The 21,643-nt window shown below is 68.0% G+C and carries 20 protein-coding genes; 13 read left to right on the forward strand and 7 right to left on the reverse strand.

All coding sequences use genetic code 11. The features are described from left to right. Positions 1–60: 60 nt before the first annotated feature. Positions 61–1,200 (reverse strand): MFS transporter, encoded by a 1,140-nt coding sequence (locus ACZ3HV_RS19930; protein ID WP_465686334.1) that lies wholly within the window; start codon positions 1,198–1,200, stop codon positions 61–63. Between the two features lie 135 nt (positions 1,201–1,335). Here ACZ3HV_RS19930 and ACZ3HV_RS19935 point away from each other — a divergent pair, with 135 nt between their 5' ends. From ACZ3HV_RS19935 to ACZ3HV_RS19980, 10 genes are all read left to right on the forward strand, one after another. Next, the gene (locus ACZ3HV_RS19935) at positions 1,336–2,130 is read left to right on the forward strand and encodes an ANTAR domain-containing protein (protein ID WP_465686335.1); all 795 of its coding nucleotides are present in this window, start codon (positions 1,336–1,338) and stop codon (positions 2,128–2,130) included. A gap of 118 nt (positions 2,131–2,248) precedes the next feature. After that, complete coding sequence (locus tag ACZ3HV_RS19940; RefSeq protein ID WP_465686337.1) at positions 2,249–4,807, forward strand: tetratricopeptide repeat protein; 2,559 nt, start codon at positions 2,249–2,251, stop codon at positions 4,805–4,807. A 141-nt stretch (positions 4,808–4,948) separates the two neighbouring features. Then, entirely contained in the window at positions 4,949–5,785 is an 837-nt protein-coding gene (locus tag ACZ3HV_RS19945) for a hypothetical protein (protein WP_465686339.1), read from the forward strand. A gap of 165 nt (positions 5,786–5,950) precedes the next feature. After that, positions 5,951–7,573: a substrate-binding domain-containing protein gene (locus tag ACZ3HV_RS19950; protein ID WP_465686341.1), complete on the forward strand. Its 1,623-nt coding sequence runs from the start codon at positions 5,951–5,953 to the stop codon at positions 7,571–7,573. Positions 7,574–7,576: 3 nt separating this feature from the next. Then, positions 7,577–8,536, forward strand: a complete 960-nt coding sequence (locus ACZ3HV_RS19955) for an ABC transporter permease (RefSeq protein ID WP_360373786.1) — start codon at positions 7,577–7,579, stop codon at positions 8,534–8,536. Further along, positions 8,533–9,408, forward strand: a complete 876-nt coding sequence (locus ACZ3HV_RS19960; RefSeq protein ID WP_465686343.1) for a carbohydrate ABC transporter permease — start codon at positions 8,533–8,535, stop codon at positions 9,406–9,408. The genes ACZ3HV_RS19955 and ACZ3HV_RS19960 overlap by 4 nt, the downstream gene beginning before the upstream one ends. 23 nt (positions 9,409–9,431) lie before the next feature. Then, positions 9,432–10,439 (forward strand): LacI family DNA-binding transcriptional regulator, encoded by a 1,008-nt coding sequence (locus tag ACZ3HV_RS19965; RefSeq protein WP_465686345.1) that lies wholly within the window; start codon positions 9,432–9,434, stop codon positions 10,437–10,439. Next, on the forward strand, positions 10,436–11,170 hold the full coding sequence (locus ACZ3HV_RS19970; RefSeq protein ID WP_465686347.1) for a phosphotransferase: 735 nt from the start codon (positions 10,436–10,438) through the stop codon (positions 11,168–11,170). Before ACZ3HV_RS19965 ends, ACZ3HV_RS19970 begins: the two co-directional genes overlap by 4 nt. An 18-nt stretch (positions 11,171–11,188) precedes the next feature. After that, positions 11,189–11,731 carry a molybdenum cofactor biosysynthesis protein gene (locus ACZ3HV_RS19975; RefSeq protein ID WP_465686349.1) on the forward strand — a complete coding sequence of 181 codons (543 nt, stop codon included), beginning with the start codon at positions 11,189–11,191 and terminating at the stop codon, positions 11,729–11,731. A 43-nt stretch (positions 11,732–11,774) separates the two neighbouring features. Continuing rightward, the gene (locus tag ACZ3HV_RS19980) at positions 11,775–12,476 is read left to right on the forward strand and encodes a class E sortase (protein ID WP_465686351.1); all 702 of its coding nucleotides are present in this window, start codon (positions 11,775–11,777) and stop codon (positions 12,474–12,476) included. Here the strand turns inward: ACZ3HV_RS19980 and ACZ3HV_RS19985 are convergent. From ACZ3HV_RS19985 to ACZ3HV_RS20005, 5 genes are all read right to left on the reverse strand, one after another. Continuing rightward, complete coding sequence (locus tag ACZ3HV_RS19985; protein WP_465686353.1) at positions 12,454–14,211, reverse strand: hypothetical protein; 1,758 nt, start codon at positions 14,209–14,211, stop codon at positions 12,454–12,456. The two genes, ACZ3HV_RS19980 and ACZ3HV_RS19985, sit on opposite strands and share 23 nt — an antisense overlap. A 387-nt stretch (positions 14,212–14,598) precedes the next feature. Continuing rightward, positions 14,599–15,153: a TetR/AcrR family transcriptional regulator gene (locus tag ACZ3HV_RS19990; protein ID WP_465686355.1), complete on the reverse strand. Its 555-nt coding sequence runs from the start codon at positions 15,151–15,153 to the stop codon at positions 14,599–14,601. A gap of 94 nt (positions 15,154–15,247) precedes the next feature. After that, positions 15,248–15,670, reverse strand: coding sequence for a hypothetical protein (locus ACZ3HV_RS19995; RefSeq protein WP_465686357.1), 423 nt, complete (start codon positions 15,668–15,670; stop codon positions 15,248–15,250). Between the two features lie 43 nt (positions 15,671–15,713). Next, positions 15,714–16,451: an SAM-dependent methyltransferase gene (locus tag ACZ3HV_RS20000; protein ID WP_465686359.1), complete on the reverse strand. Its 738-nt coding sequence runs from the start codon at positions 16,449–16,451 to the stop codon at positions 15,714–15,716. Positions 16,452–16,504: 53 nt separating this feature from the next. Then, a complete protein-coding gene (locus ACZ3HV_RS20005) occupies positions 16,505–17,272 on the reverse strand; it encodes an SDR family NAD(P)-dependent oxidoreductase (RefSeq protein ID WP_465686361.1) in 768 nt (255 codons plus the stop codon). A gap of 180 nt (positions 17,273–17,452) precedes the next feature. On the opposite strand from ACZ3HV_RS20005, the gene ACZ3HV_RS20010 reads away from it, so the two are divergent. The 3 genes from ACZ3HV_RS20010 to ACZ3HV_RS20020 are packed head-to-tail and all read left to right on the forward strand — an operon-like array spanning position 17,453 to position 20,994. Then, the gene (locus tag ACZ3HV_RS20010) at positions 17,453–18,709 is read left to right on the forward strand and encodes a neutral zinc metallopeptidase (protein ID WP_465686362.1); all 1,257 of its coding nucleotides are present in this window, start codon (positions 17,453–17,455) and stop codon (positions 18,707–18,709) included. Positions 18,710–18,733: 24 nt separating this feature from the next. Continuing rightward, the gene (locus tag ACZ3HV_RS20015; RefSeq protein ID WP_465686364.1) at positions 18,734–20,077 is read left to right on the forward strand and encodes a neutral zinc metallopeptidase; all 1,344 of its coding nucleotides are present in this window, start codon (positions 18,734–18,736) and stop codon (positions 20,075–20,077) included. Further along, positions 20,077–20,994 carry a neutral zinc metallopeptidase gene (locus ACZ3HV_RS20020; RefSeq protein WP_465686366.1) on the forward strand — a complete coding sequence of 306 codons (918 nt, stop codon included), beginning with the start codon at positions 20,077–20,079 and terminating at the stop codon, positions 20,992–20,994. Before ACZ3HV_RS20015 ends, ACZ3HV_RS20020 begins: the two co-directional genes overlap by 1 nt. On the opposite strand, the gene ACZ3HV_RS20025 is transcribed toward ACZ3HV_RS20020, so the two are convergent. Further along, positions 20,987–21,442 (reverse strand): GNAT family N-acetyltransferase, encoded by a 456-nt coding sequence (locus ACZ3HV_RS20025; RefSeq protein WP_465686368.1) that lies wholly within the window; start codon positions 21,440–21,442, stop codon positions 20,987–20,989. The genes ACZ3HV_RS20020 and ACZ3HV_RS20025 overlap by 8 nt on opposite strands. Between the last annotated feature and the right edge of the window lie 201 nt (positions 21,443–21,643).

Below are 21,643 nucleotides of genomic sequence, written 5' to 3' on the forward strand. Positions count from 1 at the left end.
TCATTGGTCCTTCGCAAGCCCAATTTTCCCTTACAGACAAGGCACTCTCGCCTTTTCACCTCACGTGTTGTCCAAATTCCCGTGAAACGCCGAGGCTAGGGTCAGGGCGATGGCGCCTTGGAGGATGTAGGCGACGAGGTAGACGGCGGCGACCGTGCCGCCGCGGTGGTGGGCGGGGGCGTGGGTGTTGATGAGGCCGAGACCGCCGGAGAAGAGCAGGCCGTACGCCGTGCCGCCGACGATCGTCGTGGCTACGAAGAGGGGCAGGGAGTGCGCGGTTGCGGCGAGCTCGAGGAGGGCGAGGTCGACGAGGGTGAGGATGGCGCCTGGTGGGACCAGGCGGCTCGCCGGGAAGCGGCGGCCGACGATCGCGGTCACGCCGGTCGCGAACGAGAAGATGGCCAGCAATAGGCCGATGACGAAGATGTTGCCGGTGCCGACCAGGTCACGGACGATCTCGGCGCCTAGGGCCAGGAAGACCGATCCGAACGCGTAGGCAGTGGTGACCGCTAGGGCAGAGGCGACGTACAGGCCTCGGATGCCCTTGGCGACAGTGATTGCGCGCGGCCGCCAGGGAGCCTGGTTCGCGTCCTTGATGTGGCGCGGCATCTGCCAAACAAAAGAGAAGACGATCGCGATCACGGCCAGCAGGACCCAGAAGTCCAGGTGCAGCGGTGCCGGCGCGTACTCGATCAGGCCGCCGCCGACGGTCGTCGCCATGGCCAGACCGACTGCGGTCGCGGCGGTCGTGATGGATGAGGCCCACGCCGCTTTCCCGCGGGCGCTGAACTCGACTGCCGCGGCCGTCGCCGGGGTGAGCGCCAGGCCGACACCTCCTCCCATCAACGCGCGACCGGCGTACACCCAGCCGACGGACGGGGCGATGGCGAAGAGGAGTACGCCGGCCAGCAGTGCGCCGACGCCGTACAACATGGTCGCCCGACGGCCGATGTAGTCGGAGAGCTGGCCGAAGACAAGCAGAAACGCGACCAGCACGACCGGGTAGACCGCGAAGATCGCGGTCGTCGCGGTGGGGGTGAGGTGCCAGGTCGAGGCGTAGAGCGGGTACGTCGTGGTAGGCGCGGCGCTGGTCCACAAGCTAATGCCCGCGACCGCGGCCGCGGTCCAGAAACTGGCGCTGCGGCTGAGGGTACGGCGAGGTTGGGTGGCGACTGAAGCGGGCAGATCGAGGGCAGTCATGCCGTTCCTTCGGGAGAGGAGAGCGATGACACCCACAACACCTGAGTTGCTGTTTGCAATCCAGCTAGCCGTAGTGATCCCCGTCACACGCCGTCCGCTGGGTCCGGCGGAGGCGGGCTGGCCCATGATGGGGGCATGGCGGAGGGGATTCTGGAGTTGGCCCAGGAGCTGATCGAGGTCAGCCGACTGGTCGAGGACGACGACGTCGCCACGACGCTGGGGCGGTTCGTCAGTCGCGTGGTGCGGACGGTGCCGGACTGCGAGGAGGCGTCGATCAGCGTGCTCGTTGGCGGCAAGGCGGAGACTGTTGCTCGGTATCACCAGACGACCGACGAGTCCGCCGAGCCGGCCCGGGCCGCGCTCGCCGAGCGGATGGTCGAGGCGGACGGGCCGTTGTACGAGACGATGACGTACGGCGAACCGCACCGGATCGGCGATTTGGCGGCGGACCACCGCTGGCCGGAGTTCGCGGCGAGTGCGATCAACGCCGGATACCGCAGCTGCCTGTTTCTCCCGCTACCCGCGGTGACCGGTGGTTCCGCTGCGGCGTTCAGTTTGTTCTCACCCACGAAGGACGCGTTCGGGAGTACGTCGTACGACGTCGTGCTGCTGTTCGCACTGCATGCCGGAGTGGCCTTCGACAACGTGCAGTTGTTCAACGACAGCCGGACACTGGTCGAGCAGTTGCGGACCGCCATCACGACCCGGACGGTGATCGGTCAGGCGCAGGGGTTGCTGATGCATCGGTACGGGCTCACGTCCGAGGTGGCGTTCGACGTCCTGAAGCGGTGCTCGATGGACGCCAACGTCAAGCTCCGGGAGGTGTCGGTCGACCTGGTGCAGGCACAAGATGTGGGCCAGCTGTCAGCGGCGCTCCGAAAGTACGGCCTGCAGTCCGAGGATGGGACCGAGCTGCCGCCGAGTCAGTGACCTCACTACAGCATGCAGGAAACGCGGCGTAGTGCTGAGGATACGCAACTGCACTATGGACCCGGCGTCTGAGCCTCGGGTCTCGACGACACGCCCCCAAGGCATCGAGACTGACCGCATGGGTGGGGGAATGGTGTCGATGTTGTTCTCGGACATCGAGGGGTCGACCGTACTGCTCCGGCGCCTGGGTGACAGGTACCTGGACGCGCTGGAAGGACATCGGCGCATCCTGCGTGACGTCTGGGCGACGTACGGCGGGACCGAGATGGGGACCGAGGGCGACAGCTTCTTCGTCGTCTTCCCGAAGGCCGCGGATGCGGTCGCCGCGGCCGTCGACGGGCAACGCGGACTGAACGAACACTGCTGGCCCGGTGGTGAGCGGCTCCGGGTGCGGATGGGGATCCATACCGGTACGCCGGGCGTGTACGACGGCGACTACTGGGGAATGGACGTCCACCTGGCGGCCCGGATCGCGGCCGCGGCGCACGGCGGGCAGGTGATCGTGTCAGCGGTCACGGGCCGGCTCACGCAACTGCCGGACGGCGCCACCCTCCGCGACCTGGGTACCCACCACCTGAAGGACATCCCCGAACCGGAGCACCTCCTCCAAGTCACCGTCGAAGGGCTCCAGTCCGACTTCCCGCCACCCCGCACCCTCGGTACGCCGACCAGCCTGCCGGCCACGGCCACTCCACTGCTCGGCCGCGAACCCGACCTCGCCCGCATCACCGGCCTGCTCGACGAACCGGAGGTCCGGCTGGTCACGCTGACCGGACCGGGTGGGGCGGGGAAGACGCGGCTGGCGGTGGGTGTGGCCAACGAAATGACGAGCCGATTTCCGGGCGGCGTGTACTTCGTTCCGCTGGCGTCCGTGACATCCGGGGAAGTGATGTGGACGTCGATCGCCGAAGTGCTCGACGTCCCGCCCCAGCAGCGTAAACGGGTCACGGCCTACCTGGCCGAGCGCACGCTGCTGCTCGTACTCGACAACCTCGAGCAGCTACCGGACGCGGACAAGGTCGTTGCCGAGATCATCGAAGGTGCGGCGCACGTCAGGATCGTCGCGACCTCGCGGCGCGCACTCGGCCTGATCGGCGAGTACCAGCATCCGGTGGTGCCGCTCGGGTTGCCGGACGACGAGGCCGACGCCGAGCAGTCGGCCGCCGTACAACTGTTCGTTCAGCGCGCACAGGCCGTCCGGCCCGCCTTCACGCTGACCGCGGACAACGTGGCCGAGGTGGTCGCCATCTGCCGTCGGCTCGACGGTCTCCCGCTCGCAATCGTGCTCTGCGCACCGCGGATCCGGTTGCTCAGCGTCAAGGAACTGCTGGCCCGGATCGACCAGGCTCTCGACATCACGTCGACGAGCAGTGTGACCCCGGAGCGGCAGCGCACATTACGCGAGACCATCGCCTGGTCCTACGACCTGCTTGGTCCGGAACACCGATCGCTGTTCCGCCGGCTCGCAGTCTTCTCCGGTGGCGCCGATTTCGCCGCGATCGAGGCCGTTGCCACCGGCACCGATCCGTTCGACGCCGTGGCCGAGCTCCACGACGCCAACCTGGTCACGCTGTCCGACAGTCCTGATGGCAGCACCCGGATCACTCTGCTGGAGACGATTCGCCAGTACGCCGATGACGAGCTGCGGGCCACCGACGAGGCCGACCTGGTGCGTGGCAAGCATGCGACCTACTTCGCCGGCCTGGCGGAGAATCTCGAGACTCTGAAAAGGTCGAGGTACGACGCGGCTCTCGAACGTGCCGAGACCGACCTCGACAATTTCCGCGCCGCCCTCGGCTGGGCCGCCGAGCAGGACGTCCCCACCAGTCTCCGGTTGTGCTCGGCCGTCGGCTGGCTGTGGTTGGTCGGCGGGTCCTTCGCGGAGAGCCGCCGCTGGCACGAGTACGTCGTCGCCCGGGCCGGAACCTCGTCCTCGCCGGTCCTGGCCGCTTGCCTCCGCGGGCTGAGCAATGTCCTTCTCGTGCAGGGCGAAGCGAGCCGCGCCCACGAGATCGCGGTTCGCGCCCTGGAGATGGCGCGGGAGCTGGAGGATCCGGCCGGCATCGCGTTCGGGATGACGGTGCTCGGCACGGTGCAACGCCGGCAAGGCGATCTCGAGGCGGCGCAACGAACCCTTGCGGAGGCCGTCGAGCGACTTCGTCACGTCGACGACGAGTGGCGGCTGGCGCGCGTACTCAGCCACCTCGGCGGCGTCGAGGAGGAACTGGGCAAGTTCGATCGCGCCGAGGAACTGCTGCGTGAGTCGCTCGCGATCACCGAGGTGCTCGGTGACACGCACGAAGTCGCCGTCCAAGGCCAGAATCTGGCGTACCTGCTCACGCTCGCCGGCCGCGTCGACGAGGCCGGTGAACTGGCTCGCGGACTGGTGCCGACCATTGTGGCACTCGGCAGTCCGACTCTCACGATGGCGTTCTCGAACACGATGATGAACATCCTCCTCCGGCAAGGGGATCCCGTGACTGCCGCTCGGTTGTTCGGTGCGGAGGAGGCGATGGGTGAGCGGCTCGGGATGCCGAACCCTTACCTGGAAGAGGAACTCGAGGAGGCACTCGCCCTCGTCGGCGACGCGATGTCACGCGCGGAGTGGGAGGAGCACCGCCGCGCCGGCCGTTCGGAGCGCGTCGAGGACCTCCTCGGGCGGCTCCCGCTCGGCTGAGTCGCCGGTTGTTGATGGCAACTGTCAAGCGGTTGACCACCGAGAGTGCCGCCGACATACTGCTTTCACCGCCATCGGCGGTTGTGGGGGCAGAGCTTTATCTGGGGAACCATCGAAGTGGGGGGCTCTACTATGCATGCCTTGAGAACGATTCGTGCTGCGCTGGTGACGGCGCTGGTGGGCGCGGGTCTGGTGACCGGCGCCCAGGCTGCGTCGGCCGTTCCGCCGACGAGTGCGATCGAGGTCAGTACGACGTCGGTCCAGCAGGGGCAGACGTTCACGGTCACCCAGACCTTGTACAACGACCGCGATTTCACGGTCACGGGTGGGAAGGCCACGCTGTACGCCAAGGAGACGTCGCTGCCCGGTCTGGTCGACCTGGTGTCGTGCCCGGGCGCGTTCGCCTGTGACACGTTGGGCGGGAGCGTCCGCGGCGGCGTCGCCGACGTTCCGGCGGGCGAGTCCCGGACGGTGGTGTTCACCTTCCGGGTCAAGGACGACGCCCCGGTCGGGACCATCACGCTGCAGCATCAGTTCGTCGGGGAGAACTACGCGTTCGAGACCTTCGACGGGCCGACGCTGACCATCACGCCGACGCCGCACGAAGCCGACGTCGCGGTGAGCCTGGCCGCGTCGGTGCGCGCGTCCCGGGTCACCTACACGGTCACGATCAAGAACGTCGGTCCGGACGACGCGACCAACGTGCGCGTGGTCGGCGCGGTCCCGACCCGGCTCACGTACGCCGCCGGCGGGACCTGCACGCGGGTGGGCACGACGCGGAACGTGAACTGTGATGTCGCGTCGCTGGCCAGTGGCGCGAGTACGACACGGACCTTCGCGGCCGATGCCAATCTGCTGACGGTCGGCTTGCTGCAGGCAACGGCCCAGCGGACGGCGAGCGCGCCGGCCGACCCGGTCGCCGCCAACGACAAGGCGGTCCGGAACTGTACTGCGCTGCTGCTGATCGTGCGGTGCTGACGTCGTCCTGAGCTAGCCAACCGGCCGGCGGCCGCGGGTTCTCGAAACCCGCGGCCGCCGGTCTTTTGCTGTCTGCATCTTGCATCGAGGGGCGGGAGGGGTTTACGGTCCCCGTTAACGTTTAAGTGAGTGTAACTGAGCACTTCCACATGATTTGGAGCAGCTATGATCAGTCGTCGGCGGTTCTTGCAGGTGACGGGCGCGGCGATCGCCGGATCCACGCTGGCGGCCTGCGGTGACGGTGGTACGGCGAACGGCGGTGCGCAGGCGTCCAGCGAGCTCACGCTGCCGACGTACAAGCCCTTCGAAGGGCTGCGGCCGGATCTGCCGGGCGCGGAGTCGGGGCTGGAGCCCGGGTTCCTGAAGTTCCCCTCGGACGCGATCTCCAGCGTCAAGGCGCCGCCGCTGAAGAACGCGGTGACCGCGCTGACCGAGACGTTCGCGACGCCTCCGCCGCCGATGGGCAGCAACGCCATGTGGCAGTCGCTGAACCAGTCGCTCGGCGCCGAACTGCGGCTCACCATCGGCACCGACCCGGGCTACCCGGAGAAGTTCGCCACCCTGCTGGCCAGCGACTCGTTGCCGGACCTGATGTGGCTGCCGCCGAACCAGGGCATCCCGAACATCGGGCCGATGCTCGAGGCCAAGTTCCAGGACCTGACCAAGTACCTGTCCGGCGACGCCGTCCTGGAGTATCCGAACCTGGCCGCGCTGAAGCCGGCCTCGTGGCGGACCGCGGTGGTGAACGGGAAGATCTGGGGCGCGCCGATCCCGTCGACGCCGTTCGGCCAGGTGATGATGGGCAACCCGAAGACCTGGGCGAAGGTCGGCGGTCTGCAGTGCTCGACCGCGGACGAGTTCTTTGCCAAGTGCAAGGAACTGACCAACGGCACCAACTACGCGCTCGAGCCGGCGATCATCAACATGCTGCATATGTTCGGCGAGTGGTTCGGTGCCCCGAACAACTGGCGGGTGAACCAGGACCGCTCGCTCACCCACCTGTACGAGACCGACAACTACCGGGCCGCGGTCGAGTACGCAGCCAAGCTGTGGGCGGCCAAGGTGTTCTACCCCGACCTCAACCTGGCCGACGCCACCCCGAAGACCGTGAACGGCCAGATCGCCGCGCAGGTCACCGTCGGCCCGCGCGCGACCGCCGACTTCCGGGCGCTGGACCCGACGCTGTTCGTGGACACGATGATCCCGTTCGGCCATGACGGCAAGGCGAAGCCGGTCTACGACATGGGCTACGGCACGGTCGGGTTCACGCCGTTCAAGAAGACCGACGAGGGCCGGATCCGCGAGCTGCTCGCGCTGATGGACTACCTGTCCGCGCCGTTCGGGACCAAGGAGTACCTGCAGAAGAACTTCGGTGTCGAGGGCAAGCAGTACGAGCTCGACGCGCAGCAGAACCCGGTCCTGACCAAGGCCGGCACCCAGCAGGCGCCCGGTCTGGTCAGTGCGCTGCAGATCATGACCGCACCGGAGAGCGTGATCTTCAACCCGGCGTACCCCGAAGACACCAAGAAGATCTACGCGACCGAGCAGAAGCTGCTCGAGCACGCGATGCGGAACCCGACCGCCGGAACCTACTCCGACACCAGCAGCAAGGTCGGCCCGAAGCTGACCGCGGCGTTCCGCGACACGATCGTCGACATCGTCACCGGCCGGCAGAAGATCGACGCGTACGACGCCGCGCTCAAGCGCTGGAAGTCCGGCGGCGGTGACAAGATGCGCGACGAGTTCGCGGCCGTGCTGCCGGCGAGCGTGCCGGTCACCGGGTCCTGACCGATGCTGAAACGAGCTGCCTCGACGGCCCGGGTGAAGACCGGTCTGCCGTTCGCGGTGAAGTGGCGCCGGGACTGGCAGATGGTGCTGCTGATGATCCCCGGGGTCGTCTTCCTGCTGGTGTTCTTCTACCTGCCGGTGCTGGGCAACGTGGTCGCGTTCCAGGACTTCCAGCCGTACCTCGGCATCATGCACAGCGAGTGGAACGGCCTGCAGAACTTCGTCAATCTCTACGGCAACCCGGACTTCTGGGACGCCTTGCGGAACACGTTGCTGCTGGCCGCCGTACAGCTGCTGCTGTTCTTCCCGGTGCCGATCGGGCTGGCGCTGATCGTCGACTCGCTGGTCAGCAACCGGATCCGGCGGTGGTTCCAGACGATCGCGTACCTGCCGCACTTCCTGTCCTGGGTGCTGGTGGTCACGCTGTTCCAGCAGTCGCTCGGCGGGGCAGGTTTCGTCAACAACCTGCTCCGGCAAGCGGGCCTGGATCCGATTCCGTTCATGACGAACCCGGACACGTTCCCGCTGCTCGTGGTGGCGCAGCTGGTCTGGAAGGACGCCGGCTGGGCGATGATCATCTTCCTGGCGGCGCTGACCACCGTGGACGTCGCGCTGTACGAGGCGGCCGCGGCGGACGGCGCCGGCCGCTGGCGGCGGCTGTGGCACATCACGCTGCCGTCGCTGCGGAACGTCATCGTGCTGCTGCTGATCCTGCGGATCGGCGACATCCTCAGCGTCGGGTTCGAGCAGTTCATCCTGCAGCGTGATTCGGTCGGCCCGGGTGCGGCCGAAGTACTGGACACGTTCACGTACTACGCGGGCGTCGTCGGCGGCGACTGGAGTAGCGGCGCGGCGGCCGGCCTGGCGAAGGGAGTGGTCGGGGCGTTGCTGTTGTGGGGTGCGAACTCGCTCGCGCACCGCCTCGGCGAACCAGGCATCTTCCAGAAACGAGGTGGCTCGTGAGGCCTGTGTGGAAGGAGAAGCCGGCGCCGGCGTACCAGTCGATCAAGGCGGTCGTGCTGGGTGGCTTCGCGCTGGTGATCGTGGTCCCGATCCTGGTGGTGATCTCCACGTCACTCGCCAGCGATCGCGACATCATCGATGCGGGCGGGTACGTGCTGTGGCCGTCGCATCCGACGCTGAAGGCGTACCAGACGTTGTTCAGCGGCGGCCTGATGGGCCGGGCGATCATGGTCAGTGTCTTCGTGACACTTGTCGGTACGGCGATCGCACTCGCGGTCACCATCGCCTTGGCCTACGCGACCTCGCGGCCCGTGCTGTTCGGGCGGCCGGTGTTGCTGATGGTGTTGTTCACCTTGCTGTTCGCGCCGGGGATCATCCCGATGTTCCTGGTGGTGAAGCAGCTCGGGCTGCTCGACAGCCTGTGGTCGCTGATCCTGCCGGGCGCGTTGGGTGCGTTCAACTTCGTTGTCCTGCGCACCTTCTTCATGAACGTGCCCGGTGAGCTGCTGGAGAGCGCGCGGATCGACGGCGCGAGCGACTTCACCATCCTGCGACGGATCGTGATGCCGTTGTCGAAGGCGGTGATCGCCGTCGTCGGGCTGTTCTACGCGGTCGGGTTCTGGAACGCGTTCTTCAACGCGTTGCTGTACCTGAACGACACGTCGAAGTGGCCGGTGCAGGTGATCCTGCGTACGTACGTCCTGCAAGGCAAGTCGTTGTCCGCGGACCAACTCGGGGTGGAACCGCTGCCGCAACCACAGTCCCTGCAGATGGCCGTCGTGGTGGTCGCGCTGGTGCCGATCGCGCTCGTGTACCCGTTCCTGCAGCGGCATTTCACCAAGGGTGTCATCACAGGCGCGGTCAAGGGCTGACTCTGTCTGCGAGAATCGGTGGTATGTCCACACCTGCGACTGATCGGCCGACGCTGCGGATGGTGGCGAAGGAGGCCGGCGTCTCGGTCGCGACCGTGTCCTACGTGCTGTCCGGACGGCACCGCAGCCACACCATCAAGGACTCGACCGCGGACCGGGTCCGCGAGGCGGCCACCCGGCTCGGGTACCGCCGCAACGACGCGGCGCGGGCGATCCGGACCGGCAAGTCGGACCTGGTCCTGCTGTCGCTGAGCGTGCTGGCCGATCCGTGGTCGCAGGCGGTCGCGGAGACGGTCAGCGCGGCGGTCAGCCCGCTCGGGAAGACCGCGTTGATCGTTGCCGACGGCGACTGGCGGACCGTGCTGTCGAACCGGACGCCCGACGTGATCTTCATCGACAGCGTCAGTCCGGACGCGCAGCAGATCGCGGAGCTGGAGGCCTTCGCGGCCCAGGGGGTGCAGATCGTCGCGTTCAGCGAGACGCTCGAGCCGCGCGGCTTCGACGTGATCCGCTCCGGTGCCGAGCCGCGCTGCCACCTCGCCGTGGAGCACCTGCTCGAGCACCACGACCGGGTCGGCGCGCTCACCTCGCGAACCACCGGATTCGCCAGGTACGACGCCTACCTGAACACGCTCCGCGCCGCCGGCAAGCCGATCCGGGACGAGGACATCGAGGTCTTCGAACGGCATCCGGAGGGCGCGTACCGGGCGGCGATGGCGTTGCTGAGCAAGCCCGACCGCCCGACGGCGATCTACTGTACGACGGACTTCGCCGCGATCGCCGCGGTCCGGGCGGCGCACCGGCTGCGGATCGACGTACCCCGGGGTCTGGCCGTGGTCGGCGTCGGGAACACGCCCGAGGGCGAGCATCTGGACCCGTCCCTGTCGACAGTCGGACCGGTTGGTTTCAACGAGGCGCTCGCCCGGATCATCGTCGGCCGGCTGACCGACCGCGAGGGCGCACCGGGCGAGACCTTCGACTTCCCCTGGCAACTCATCGTCCGCGACTCCTCCAGGGTGGTCCCGGGGTGAAGGGCTGGGAGCCGGTGACGGTCGGGGAGTCCGACACCTCGGTGTACCGGCGTGGTGAGGTCTTCGGGAAGTGTTGTGGGCCGGCCGGTGTGCTCGAGTTGCGCGACGAGCGGGACCGGGTGGAGTGGCTCGCGGGGACCGGCATCCCCGGCGCGACTGTGGTGGATTGGGTGGAGTCGGCGGACGGCGCGCGCCTGATGACGACCGCGGTGCCTGGTGTGCCTGGTGACTCGCTCCCTCCGGCGGCTCACGTGGGTGCGGCGGAGAGCCTCGGCCGCGTCCTGCGTGACCTGCATTCGCTCACCGGCTGCCCGTTCGAGCGGCCGCTGGCGTCGGTGGTCGCGCTCGCGGAGGACGTCGTACGGCGGGACGCGGTCAACCCCGCCTTTCTCACCGATGAGTGGCGGAAGCTGAAGCCGTCGGAGTTGCTGGACCGAGTAGTTGCCGAGCGCCCCTATGTGGAGAGCGTACTGGAGCCGGTCGTCTGCCATGGGGATGCGTGCTTGCCGAACGTCTTCTTCGACCCCGCGACGCTCGAGGTCACCGGCTTGATCGATCTCGGTCGCCTCGGGATCGCAGATCGCTACTCGGATCTGGCCCTCACGGTGATTCAGCTGCACGACGAGTGGTCCGCCGACCCCGCGCCGTTCCTCTCGGCCTACGGCCTGCCGGACGCGGACCCGCGCCGGTTGGAGTTCTTCCGGCTGCTTGACCCGCTCACCTGGGGCTGACCGCCGTACTGTGGGCGGATGGACATCCCGGTCGAGGTCGTCGCGCTGATGGTGTCGCGCGTGCACGCCTTCGAGGGCAGGCCGCAGGACGGTCCGCGGCCGGATCCGGAGCCGGTCGGGCGTTCGGAGATCGAGGTCCGCGCCGACCTGGGGATCGTCGGCGATCGCTACTTCGGGCAGACGGTTCACCGGAACGCCGCGGTCACCTTCGTGGACGCTGCCTCGCTGGATCAGTTGGCCCGCGACCTGGAGCTGCCGGCGGTGCCTGATCCGCTGCTGATGCGCCGCAACATCGTTCTCCGTGGGTATCCAATAGACGCCCTCGCCGCTCACCGGACTCCCGACGGCGCCCCCGTTCCCGGCCGCCGTTTCACGCTCGACACCGGCAGCGGGCCGATCACGTTCCAGGCCAACCGTCCCGCCAACCCGTGCGGCTGGATGGATATCGCCGTCGCTCCCGGTGCTTTCAAAGCTCTCCGTGGCCACGCCGGCATCCGTACGACGCCTCTGACGTCTGGCACCCTCCGCGTCGGCCCGGCCGCGCTCACCCTGCTGGACTGAGCCTTTTCGGGCGGTTTTCGGTGCGACGGCTTACCGTCGGAGGGTGAGGCTGGTGGCGGGACTGTTCGTGGTGGCGGCTGGGCTGGTCGCGTGCAGTGATGTGCCGCCCACCGGCGCGGTGTCACCCACGCCCACTCCCACCCGATCCGCCGAGCCGACTACGTCCACCCCGACGCCCACCGTGCCCTCGAGCCCCAGCTCATCTGTCGCGCCGACTACGCCGGTTTCACCGGTTTCCCGGGCGGTCAGCATGGCCATTCCGGCGATCGGGGTGCGGGGGTTGCGGGTGGTCGCCTACACGGGTACGGCGGATGATCGCGCCGGGACCGTGATCCAGAATCGTGGCGTTGCGGCCAGTCCGCGAGGCCGCGCGGGTGGGGTGGGACCGGGGGAGGTGGGGAACTTCATCATCACCGGGCATCGGACCAGTCACGGGAAGCCGCTCGCGCGGGCCCCGGAGTTGGTTAACGGGGACCACATCCTGGTGACCGCGGGCGGGACCGTCTACGACTACGTGGTGACCCGGACGATGACGATCTCGTTCCGCAAGCCGGCCGAGCTGGCTCAGCAGAACGCCGCCGTACCGGGCCGGCCGGGCGTGACGCCGACGCGGGCGATGATCACGATCTCTACCTGCGCCACCCCGGAGGACCACGCGGCCGGCAACTTCTGGCACGACGAACTGGGCAACCCCGAACACCGCATCAACAAGATCGGCACCCTCATCTCCACTCGTCCCGCTTGACTCGGTGGGCGCCGGTGGGGTTGACGTGGAAGACGAAGCCGTGGGGTGTGGTCCATTCCAGGGTCTTGTCGTCGAGACGGCGCACCTTCCAGCCGTGGGCGTGGGTCTTGACCCGGTGGCTGAAGCGGCCTAGGGGCGCGAGATTCGTTGTGCTGGTTTGACCTGGTGGGCCGAGCGGGTCGTAGGGCTGGATGTGGTCGAGGTCGATGGTGCGGTTGGTTTCTCTGTTGCCGTAGGGGAAGAGTTCGACCGGGTGGGTGAGTTTGATGCGTTCGCGGATCCGGTCGGGGACCTCGTAGGCGTCGACGCTGACGGCGTCGTTGAGGTCGATGACTGGCTTGACGGTGTAGGGGCCATAGCCGATCAGTTCGGTTAGTTGGTCGGCGAGGAGTGGGCCGATGGTTTCGGCGCGGAGTACGCCGGTGCCGGTGGCGAGGGTGTGGTCGGTGAGGTGAACGTAGATCTCGGTCTGTCCCGGGCGCACCCGTCCGCCTCGACCGCCCGCTCGGTCGGCGCCGTCGGTGGCGGGGTTGGTGTAGGCGTCTTGTTTGATATGGGCTAGCCGGGCGTCGAGTGCGCGTCGGGCGGCGGCGTCGAGGGGTTCGCCGTCGTCGTCGGGATCGGCGCACGGTGCGGGATCGAACGGCTCGATCGCCTCCGTGAACGGGGCATCAAGCGGATCGGGCAGATCACTGGACCCGGGATGCGGCGCGTCCCGGTCGGCATCGTCGTCCGGGCAGGGCTCACCCGCCAGGCCACCCACATCGGCCAGCAGATCCTCATCACCACTGCCCGCAGCCCCAGGGTCACGGTCGCCGCCTCCGGACCACGCCTCCGGGTCGGCCGACAGGTTGGTGCTGGAGTGTGTCGCCGGGTTGTCGCCGGTCGGGCCGGGACCTCGAGCGAGGCCTGTTGGTGCTGGTTCGGGGGCAGGCTCCGGCTGGGGGTGGGTGACGCGGTGGAGGCGGGCTTGGGTGAGGAGTTCTTGGGTGTAGCGGGCGTCGGCGATGATGCCGACGGCTTCCGCGCGGCGCACCTGAACCCGGCGGGTGTCGCCGAAGATCTTCAGGGCGTCGGCAATGGCCGCGATGGTGGCATCGTTGCGAGCGATCGCAGCGGCGGCGGCCGTGATGTACATCGTTCTCGTGCCGTGGTCGTTCGACCGGCCCACAAACACGCCACGCTCGCGCGCCTTCTCCTCAGCCTCGGCACGGGCGGCGGCGGGATCGGCATGCATCTTCGCGGCGGTGACGATCTTGTTCAGCCGGTACGGCGTCAGCGAGTCGACGACCGGCGCGACCCGCTGATCGACATAGCTGGCGGCCTCCTCGGACAGCTTCGAACACTCCGCCACGATCCGACACGCCTTCCATGGGGTCGCCTCACCGGCCCGGACGCAGGCCCAGGTGAACGGGAACCGGTGCCGCAACGCCAGCGCCTGACCTATGAAGTCGGCCGCTACACCCGGCGAGATGCCCTGCACAACACCGAACTCGGCCACCGCGAACTCCGCAATCGGCGGGCACCCCGCACCACCCAGCACGACCGCTCGTTCCCGGCCGTCACACGAGCGGCGACCCGGACGAGCAGCGCAGGCGTCGGGGTGGTGGCGGTCGGCATAGACCAAGGCGTGTTCGAGGAGCCGCGCGTCGCGGCGCCTGGCCTCGGCGCGGTGCTCGGCGGCCGACTCCAGCAGGTCGGCCGTCGACAGCGTCGCCAAGTCTCCTTCGAACATGTGTTCTATTGTACGCGCAGAGTGATGAGCCTTCAAATCCCTTGTCCACAAGGGAGAAACCGCGTCAGTCGATGATGCGCCAAGTGCCGGTCGACCTCGGCTTGTGGCTGAGGTCATGCGGGCAGGCCACGGTACTGGGGGCTTGCCTCGGCATCGGGTGGGCCGCGTCCTGCTCGATGCTGACCGGAACCACCGGGCGGTCGAGCAGCCGACCCCCTGCTTTCCGCCCATCCCACACGAGGACCCGAAGACCATGTGGCGTACGGCGGAATGGATGCCATCGGCACCTATCAGCAGACCCGCGTTCAGCGTCGATCCATCCGCCGGCCCAACCCGCAGTCACGGTGGTGATTCCGGCGGCGCAGATGATTGCTCGCGTGTTCCTCCTCAGGTGACGAGCCTCCGCAGGACGGTTGCTGTGCCCGTGCTGCGCGTGCCGAGGCCCCGATGCAGGAGCAGTCCGTCGACGGTGGCCGCGAGTACGGCGGCAGTCGCGGCCGGCTCGGGCACTTCGCGGAGCCGCAGAAAGTCCTCCAGCCGGCCCCGGAAGTCGGCCACCAACGCCGCGAGCTGCTCACGCAGTTGCTCGTCCCGGGTGGCGGCCAGGTAGGCCTCGACGAACAGCAGGGACATCGGGTCGGTGCCGTCGTACTGCTCGACCGAGGCGACCATCGCGTCGACCGCTTCCACCGGAGTCTCGGCTGCCCCGAAGACCTCGTCGGTCTCGGCCAGCACCTGACGCATCGCGGTGACGACCGACTCGGTGAGCACCGCCTGCACGGACGAGAAGTGATAGTGCACGACGCTCGGCGTGACGCCGGCGCGGTCGGCCAGGATGCGGGTGCTCACCGCGGACCAGCCACGCTCGGGGATCAGCTCCGCCGCGGCGGCGAGCAACCTCTGCCGCACCTCCAGACCCCGCGCGGCCGCCGGAGATGGCATCGAATCCTCCTGGACAATTGCCCTGAACAATCGTCCTGTACGATCGCCCAGATTCTAACGCACGCGTCAGCACCTCGACAACAGCGTTCGGGAGCTACTTGCGGCCGAACTTCCACCACTTCGGCTTGTTCATCTTGATCTCGTCGTCGGTGATCGGCGGCGGGACCGGCGGCCGGGACTCCTCGGTGAGGAAGTCGCCGGACTCGGTGTCGTACGGCGTGACGCCGAGGCGGCTGCTGATCTCCATCACGATCGGGATCGAGCGCGGGCCGTCGTTCAGGTAGAAGGTGATGTCGCGGACCTCGACGCCCTTGCCGATGGTCATCTCGACGTCGTACTCCGGACTTCGCAGCGCCAGCCAGGACGGCTTGCTCGCATCCACGTCCGGTACCAACTCGCGGACCACGGCCACCACGTCGGCCGTCGTACCGACCGATGGTGGTTCGTATCCGTCCGGAATGTCGTCGAGGCGGCGTACGCCTCCTGGCCCTCGCATCGCGTACACAGCCCAGCTCATGCCCCCAGCATCCCTCAACCCGGGCCGCCGGGCGACTCGCGGTCTAGGGTTTGCGCGCCGCGAGCATGGCGAAGGTGAGGAGTTCGCCCTGGTCGGTCTCGAGCATGTCGAGGGAGCCGTCGCGTTCACCCCGGTGCTCCGAGACCGCCTGCGCCCAGGCCAGCCAGTCCGCCCAGCCGGACTCCTGCAGTCGCGCCGCCGTGACCTCGACGAGCTCGGTGATCTCCCACTGGAACCGCCACCAGTCCGCGGTGTGCCAGGCGAGCGCCTCCCAGCCGACCACCTTCTTGATGTGGTCGGGGATGTAGCCGAGGTCGCGGACCTCCTGCCGCAGCGCGGGGGTGGCGACGCCGAGCTGCCCACCAGGCTTGAGGAAGCTGGTGATGTAGGCGAGGTAGTTGTCCGCGGTCCCGAAGTACTCGTAGGCGTCGATGCAGACGATCGCGTCGAAGAACTCTCGCGCGAACGGCAACGTGTGCGCCTCCGCCTTCACCGTCACGATCCCGTCCACACCCTGCGACGCGATGGCGGTGGCCGCGTCGGTCGGGTCGATCCACAGATCCGCGGCCCACACCTGTACGCCGTACTCCTTCGCGAGGAAGACCGACGTCGCGCCCTTCCCGGACCCGAGGTCGAGCACGCGCATCCCCGCCCGTAGGTCGAGATCCCGGGCCAGATCCTCCAACAGCCACAACGGATGCGGCCCCATATCGCCGGCGAGCACCCACTCGGCGTCGTACCCGTTCGACCGCGGATACGCGTCCCGCTTCAACTCGACCATCGCCTCACCCTAGCCGCACAGAAACCAGACGTGCCTGGCATTTTCGCCTGCGGTCAGTAGACCGAGTAGCCGCCGTCGATGAGGAGGACGGCGCCGGTCATGAAGGAGGACGCGGGGCTGGCCAGGTAGATGACTGAGGGGGCGATTTCTTCGGGGGTGGCGTAGCGCTGTTGGGGGGCGTCGAGGATCCAGTGTTGCTGGAACTCGGGCTGGTCGACCGGGGACATGTCGGTCCTCACGTAGCCGGGGGCCAGGGCGTTCACGCGGATCCCGTACGGCGCCCACTCGGCGGCGAGGCTGCGGGTCAGGTGGTGGACGGCGGCCTTGGACGCGTTGTACGACGCCTGCCACTGCGGCCGGTTGACGATCTGGGCGGACATGCTGCCGACGTTCACGATCACTCCGCCGCCCGCGTCGATCATCCCGCGGGCCACCGCCGTACTGCAGTTCCACAGCGCGGTCAGGTTGAGGTCCAGCACCTGCTGCCATTCCTCCGGCGGTACGTCGAGCGACGGCCGGTGGATCGCGATCCCGGCGTTGTTCACCAGGATGTCGATCCCGCCGAACTCCCCGGTCACGTCGGCGACGAGGCGGCGTACGTCGTCCGGATCGGTGATATCGGCCTGCACCGCAAGTCCGCGCCGGCCGCGGGCCTCGATCTCACCGACGACCGTCGCGTTCCGATCGGCGTCGCGGGCGGTGATCGCGACGTCCGCGCCGGCCTCGGCCAGAGCGAGGGCGAACGCACGGCCCAGACCGCGGTTTCCTCCGGTGATCAGGGCCCGTTTGCCCTTGAGGGCGAAGGTTTCCAGGGCGTTCATGTGACTCCTTACTCGAAGTAACTTCCCGCTGGGAACGGGTAGCGAAACGATGTCAATAGCTGCAAAGCGGTTTCCGCAAGGGTGGTTCAGGGCTTAGCATCCCGTTGGTTCGGGACAGGGGCATCCCGATAGTCAGTGGGTGGACCGGTGAATCCGGTACTGGGGAGAAGCGGGGAGTTCATGGCGGACAAGCCGGCGCCGAAGCCTGGCCACTTTCTGCCGGGCGGCGAAGGTGAGCAGGGTGCCAGAGGGGACGAGTCTCAGCCGGGGATCGCGGCGCCGCGGGTGGGCGCGGACGGGACTCCGGCAACGCCGCGGCTGGGTGACGGCGGTTCCACGCCGCTGACCGCCCCGACGCCGCGGCTCGGAGGCGAGGCGCCGCCGACGCCGCCGCAGCTGAAGGGCACCCGGATCGACCCGAAGCGTCCTGGCCTGGCCGGGTCGCGCATGGGTCCGCCGCCACCCGATGACCCGGCGGCAGCGGCGTACCGGGCCGTCTTCCACCCGGACCCGATCCCGTTCGTTCCGAAGAAGCGGTCCAAGGCCCTGGTCGCCGCGGTCGTCGTCGGGGCGCTCGTCATCGTCGGTGGCGGGGTCGCGTTCGCTGCCAAGGTGCTCTCGTCGTACGACGACTTCGTCGCCAACCCGATGGGATCGCCGTCGGTCCGGTCACCCGGCGAGCCCACGACCACCGCACCGGGTGCCAAGGCGACGCCGGATGCCGACGTGGTCGCGAAGAACCCGCTCTACACGGCCGGCAAGCTGCCCGTGGTCAAGTGCCAGGAGCCCGCGTTCCGGCCGACCTCGAAGGAGAACGTCCGCTCCTACTACCAGGCCCTGATCGCCTGTATGGACAAGGCGTGGAAGCCGACCGTCGAGAAAGCTGGGTTCGAGTTCCGGTCGCCGCGGCTGATCGTCTTCGACGAGGGCCAGGAGACGGCGTGCGGCGTCCAGAAGACGGTCGCGCAGTACTGCCAGGACGAGCAGGGCGGCAGCGTCACGATGCCGTGGCAGGACCTGATGGACGAGTACCCGAAGCACAAGGCGGCGAGCCGCGTCGAGATGGCCATGTCGCTCGGCTTCGTGTACGGCGCCCACGTGCAGAACCTGGCCGGGATCTTCGAGTCCTCCGACAACCTTCGCGACACCGCGGCGAACACGGCCGGGCAGTTGGAGCAGGACCGCCGGGCCGCGCTGCAGGCGAACTGCTTCTCCGCCGTCTTCTTCGGCGCGGCCAAGGCGACCTTCCCGTTGCGCGGTGAGCTGCTGCACCAGTGGACCTGGCTGATCCAGCACGGCGGCGACGAGCACTCCAAGGACAAGGTCCGCGACCACGGCTCCGCCAAGAGCCTGACCCTGTGGATGAACCAGGGCTTCGCCGGCAGCGATCCCGCCACCTGCAACACTTTCGTGGCAGCACCCGCCAAGGTCAGCTGACGGAGACGACGATGAGGACGACCGATGCCTGAGGACGACGCCGACACCGGTTCCTCACCCACCGCCGGAGCGGGTACGGCGGGGAGCGCGAATCCTCGGCCCGGACACTTCCTGCCCGGCGGCTCCGGCGATGTGCTGACCGACAGCGACCTGGCCGCGGCGCGCCCGCTCACCGCGAACCGTCAGCAGCCCCTCGGCCTCGGCAAGGCGCGTGACCTCTCGACGCGCGACGAGAGTCTGCGGCGCAAGGCCCGTCCGCTCCCTGTCGACCCCAACGCGGTCAGCGAGTACAGCGGACCTCCCGTGGCGCCGCTCACCTGTGCCCCGCTGACACCGCTGACCAGGACCCGTCGTCAGGGCGGATCCCGCGTCGGCTGGCACTCGAACCCGTCCCGCGCCGGCGCCCAGTTCTCCGCCGAGCCGCCGCCGGTCAAACCACCACGCCACTACTCGAAGGCCGTCATCGCCGGCCTCTCCGCCCTGATCCTGATCATGCTCACCGGGGCCACCGTCGCCGGCTTCAAAATGATCGACTCCTACGGCAGCCAGGTCGACAACCCCCTGGCCCGCCCGTCGATCAAGAAGTCCGAAGCCCCCCTGCCGACCCCACCAGACCCCACGTACACCGTCACGGTCCCGTCGATTCCCGACATGGTCCGGCTGCAGAAGAACAAGATCTACGCCGTCGGCAAACTGCCCGCGGTCAACTGCAAAGAGCCGGCCATCAAGCCGAACTCGCAGTCCGCGATCCTCAACTACTACAAGGCTCTCCTGCCCTGCCTGAACAAGGCGTGGCAGCCGGTGGTGACCAAGGCCGGGTACGACTTCCGGCCGCCGAAGGTGGTTCTGCAGAGCAGCCAGGCGACCACCGAGGACGACTGCACCGGTGAGGCGGACACCGCGTACTACTGCAGCGACGACGAAAGCATCAACATCAGCTGGAAGAACGACCTGGAGAACTTCAAGGACGACCCCCTCGGGGCCCGGGTCTGGATGCTCGACACGCTGGCCCACGAGTACGGCCACCACGTGCAGCAGATGACAGAGATGATCACCGCCTCCTTCTCCCGCGAAGGCTGGACGAAGTCGAAGTCGATGAAGCTGGAGTGGGCCCGCCGGCGCGAACTGCAGGCGACCTGCTTCGGCGCGGTCTTCCTCGGCGCGAACAAGAAGGCGCTCGGCCTGAGCGGCGAGAAGCTGCACGTGTGGGAGTGGGAGACCCAGCACAGCGGCGACGAGTACAACCCGAAGAAGATCCGTGACCACGGTTCCCGCAAGAGCCAGTGGGTCTGGGCCGGTCCCGCCTTCAAGTCCACCAGCCCGGCTTCCTGCAACACCTTCAGCGCCCCGGCCGCAAAGGTGAGCTGATGTCCAGTACCGCGAAGAGCGCGGGTCTCGCGGTCGTCGCCGTACTTGCTGCGTCACTCACCGGAGCGTGTGAACAGCCCACGGTCGCCGATACTTCGCCGATAACGATCTTCCCGACGCCAACACCTGAGCCGACACCTACGCCGTCAGCCGCTCCGACCACGCCCGTCGCGAAGCCTCCCGAGCCGGTCTGGATCGATCCGTCCCTCGGCGTACTGACGAGCAAGCTCTACACGGCGGGAAAGGTATCGGCGGTGCGGTGCGTGCTGCCGCGGCCGGATCTGACGTCCAAGGCGGGGATGTTTCGGTACGCCCGGGTGCTCGTCACTTGCATGGACAAAGCCTGGGCGCCGGTGGTCGAGCGCTCCGACGCGTACTTCGTGGCGCCTGAGGTCTTTGCCTACAGCCTGCGCAACCTGTCAGCCACTCCCGAGTGTGCGGACCCACCCAAGGAGGCCATCGCCTTCTACCACCAGAGCGGGAAGGCCGGGAAGATCTGCTTCGAGTGGGAGCCCTATCTCGATCCGGACGACCCGGTCCGAGGGCTGATCGACTTCCAGCTGACGCTGTCGCATGAGTACGGTCACCATGTCCAGCAGTCGGTCGGCATCCTCACTTGGTACTACCGCTCTCAGACGGCAACCGGCCTGCTGGAGGACGAACGGCGAATGGAACTGCAGGCGAGCTGTCTGGGTGCCGCGTTCCTGGGCGCCAACAAGAGCACCTTCCAGCTCACCGGCCGCCGCCTCGCCATCTGGCAGGACATCCTCCGGCATGACGGTGACGACTACAACCAGACCACGTTCCGCGATCACGGCTCCGGCGCGAACCACGCCTACTGGACGAACCGCGCCTTCTCCTCGATCGACCCAGCCTCCTGCAACACCTTCGCCGCGCCGGCCAAGCGGGTCAGCTGAGCTTGAGCTTGAAGCCCTCGTGGGAGTTGGTGAAACCCAGACGGTCGTAGAAACGGTGGGCGTCGGTGCGGGTCTTGTCCGACGTGAGTTGGACCAGGGTGCAGCCGCGAGTACGGGACTCGTCGATCGCCCACTGGATGAGCGTCGTACCGAGGCCGGAGCCGCGGGCCGGGGCCGCGACGCGGACGGCTTCGATCAGGCCGCGCGACGAGCCGCGGCGGGACAGGCCGGGGATGATCGTGAGCTGGAGCGTGCCGATCACTTCGTCGTCGCGTTCAGCAACGACGAGGACCTGGTTCGGGTCGGTGTCGATGAGCTCGAAGGCCTTCAGGTACGGCGTCAGGTCGTCGACCGACTCGCGGGTCGCGCCGAGCTGGTCGTCGGCGATCATCTGGACGATCCCGGCGACATCGGCGGCGGTGGCACGGCGGATCACGACATCGGTCATGACCACAGCATCTCAACTGGCTGAAGCGGTTCAGCAGCTGGGGTAACGACCGTCGTACCGAAACGGTCGTTGCCTTATGCAAACAGTCTTCGTTGTGGCACACGCCTGGGACGATTGGTCTCGCTTTCGGCCTCGGCGGCCGGGAGATGGCCGGCCGGGCCCTCACCAACCTGTTCGACCGCGACACGATGGTCAAGCCGT

Source organism: Kribbella sp. NPDC020701 (assembly GCF_055562215.1).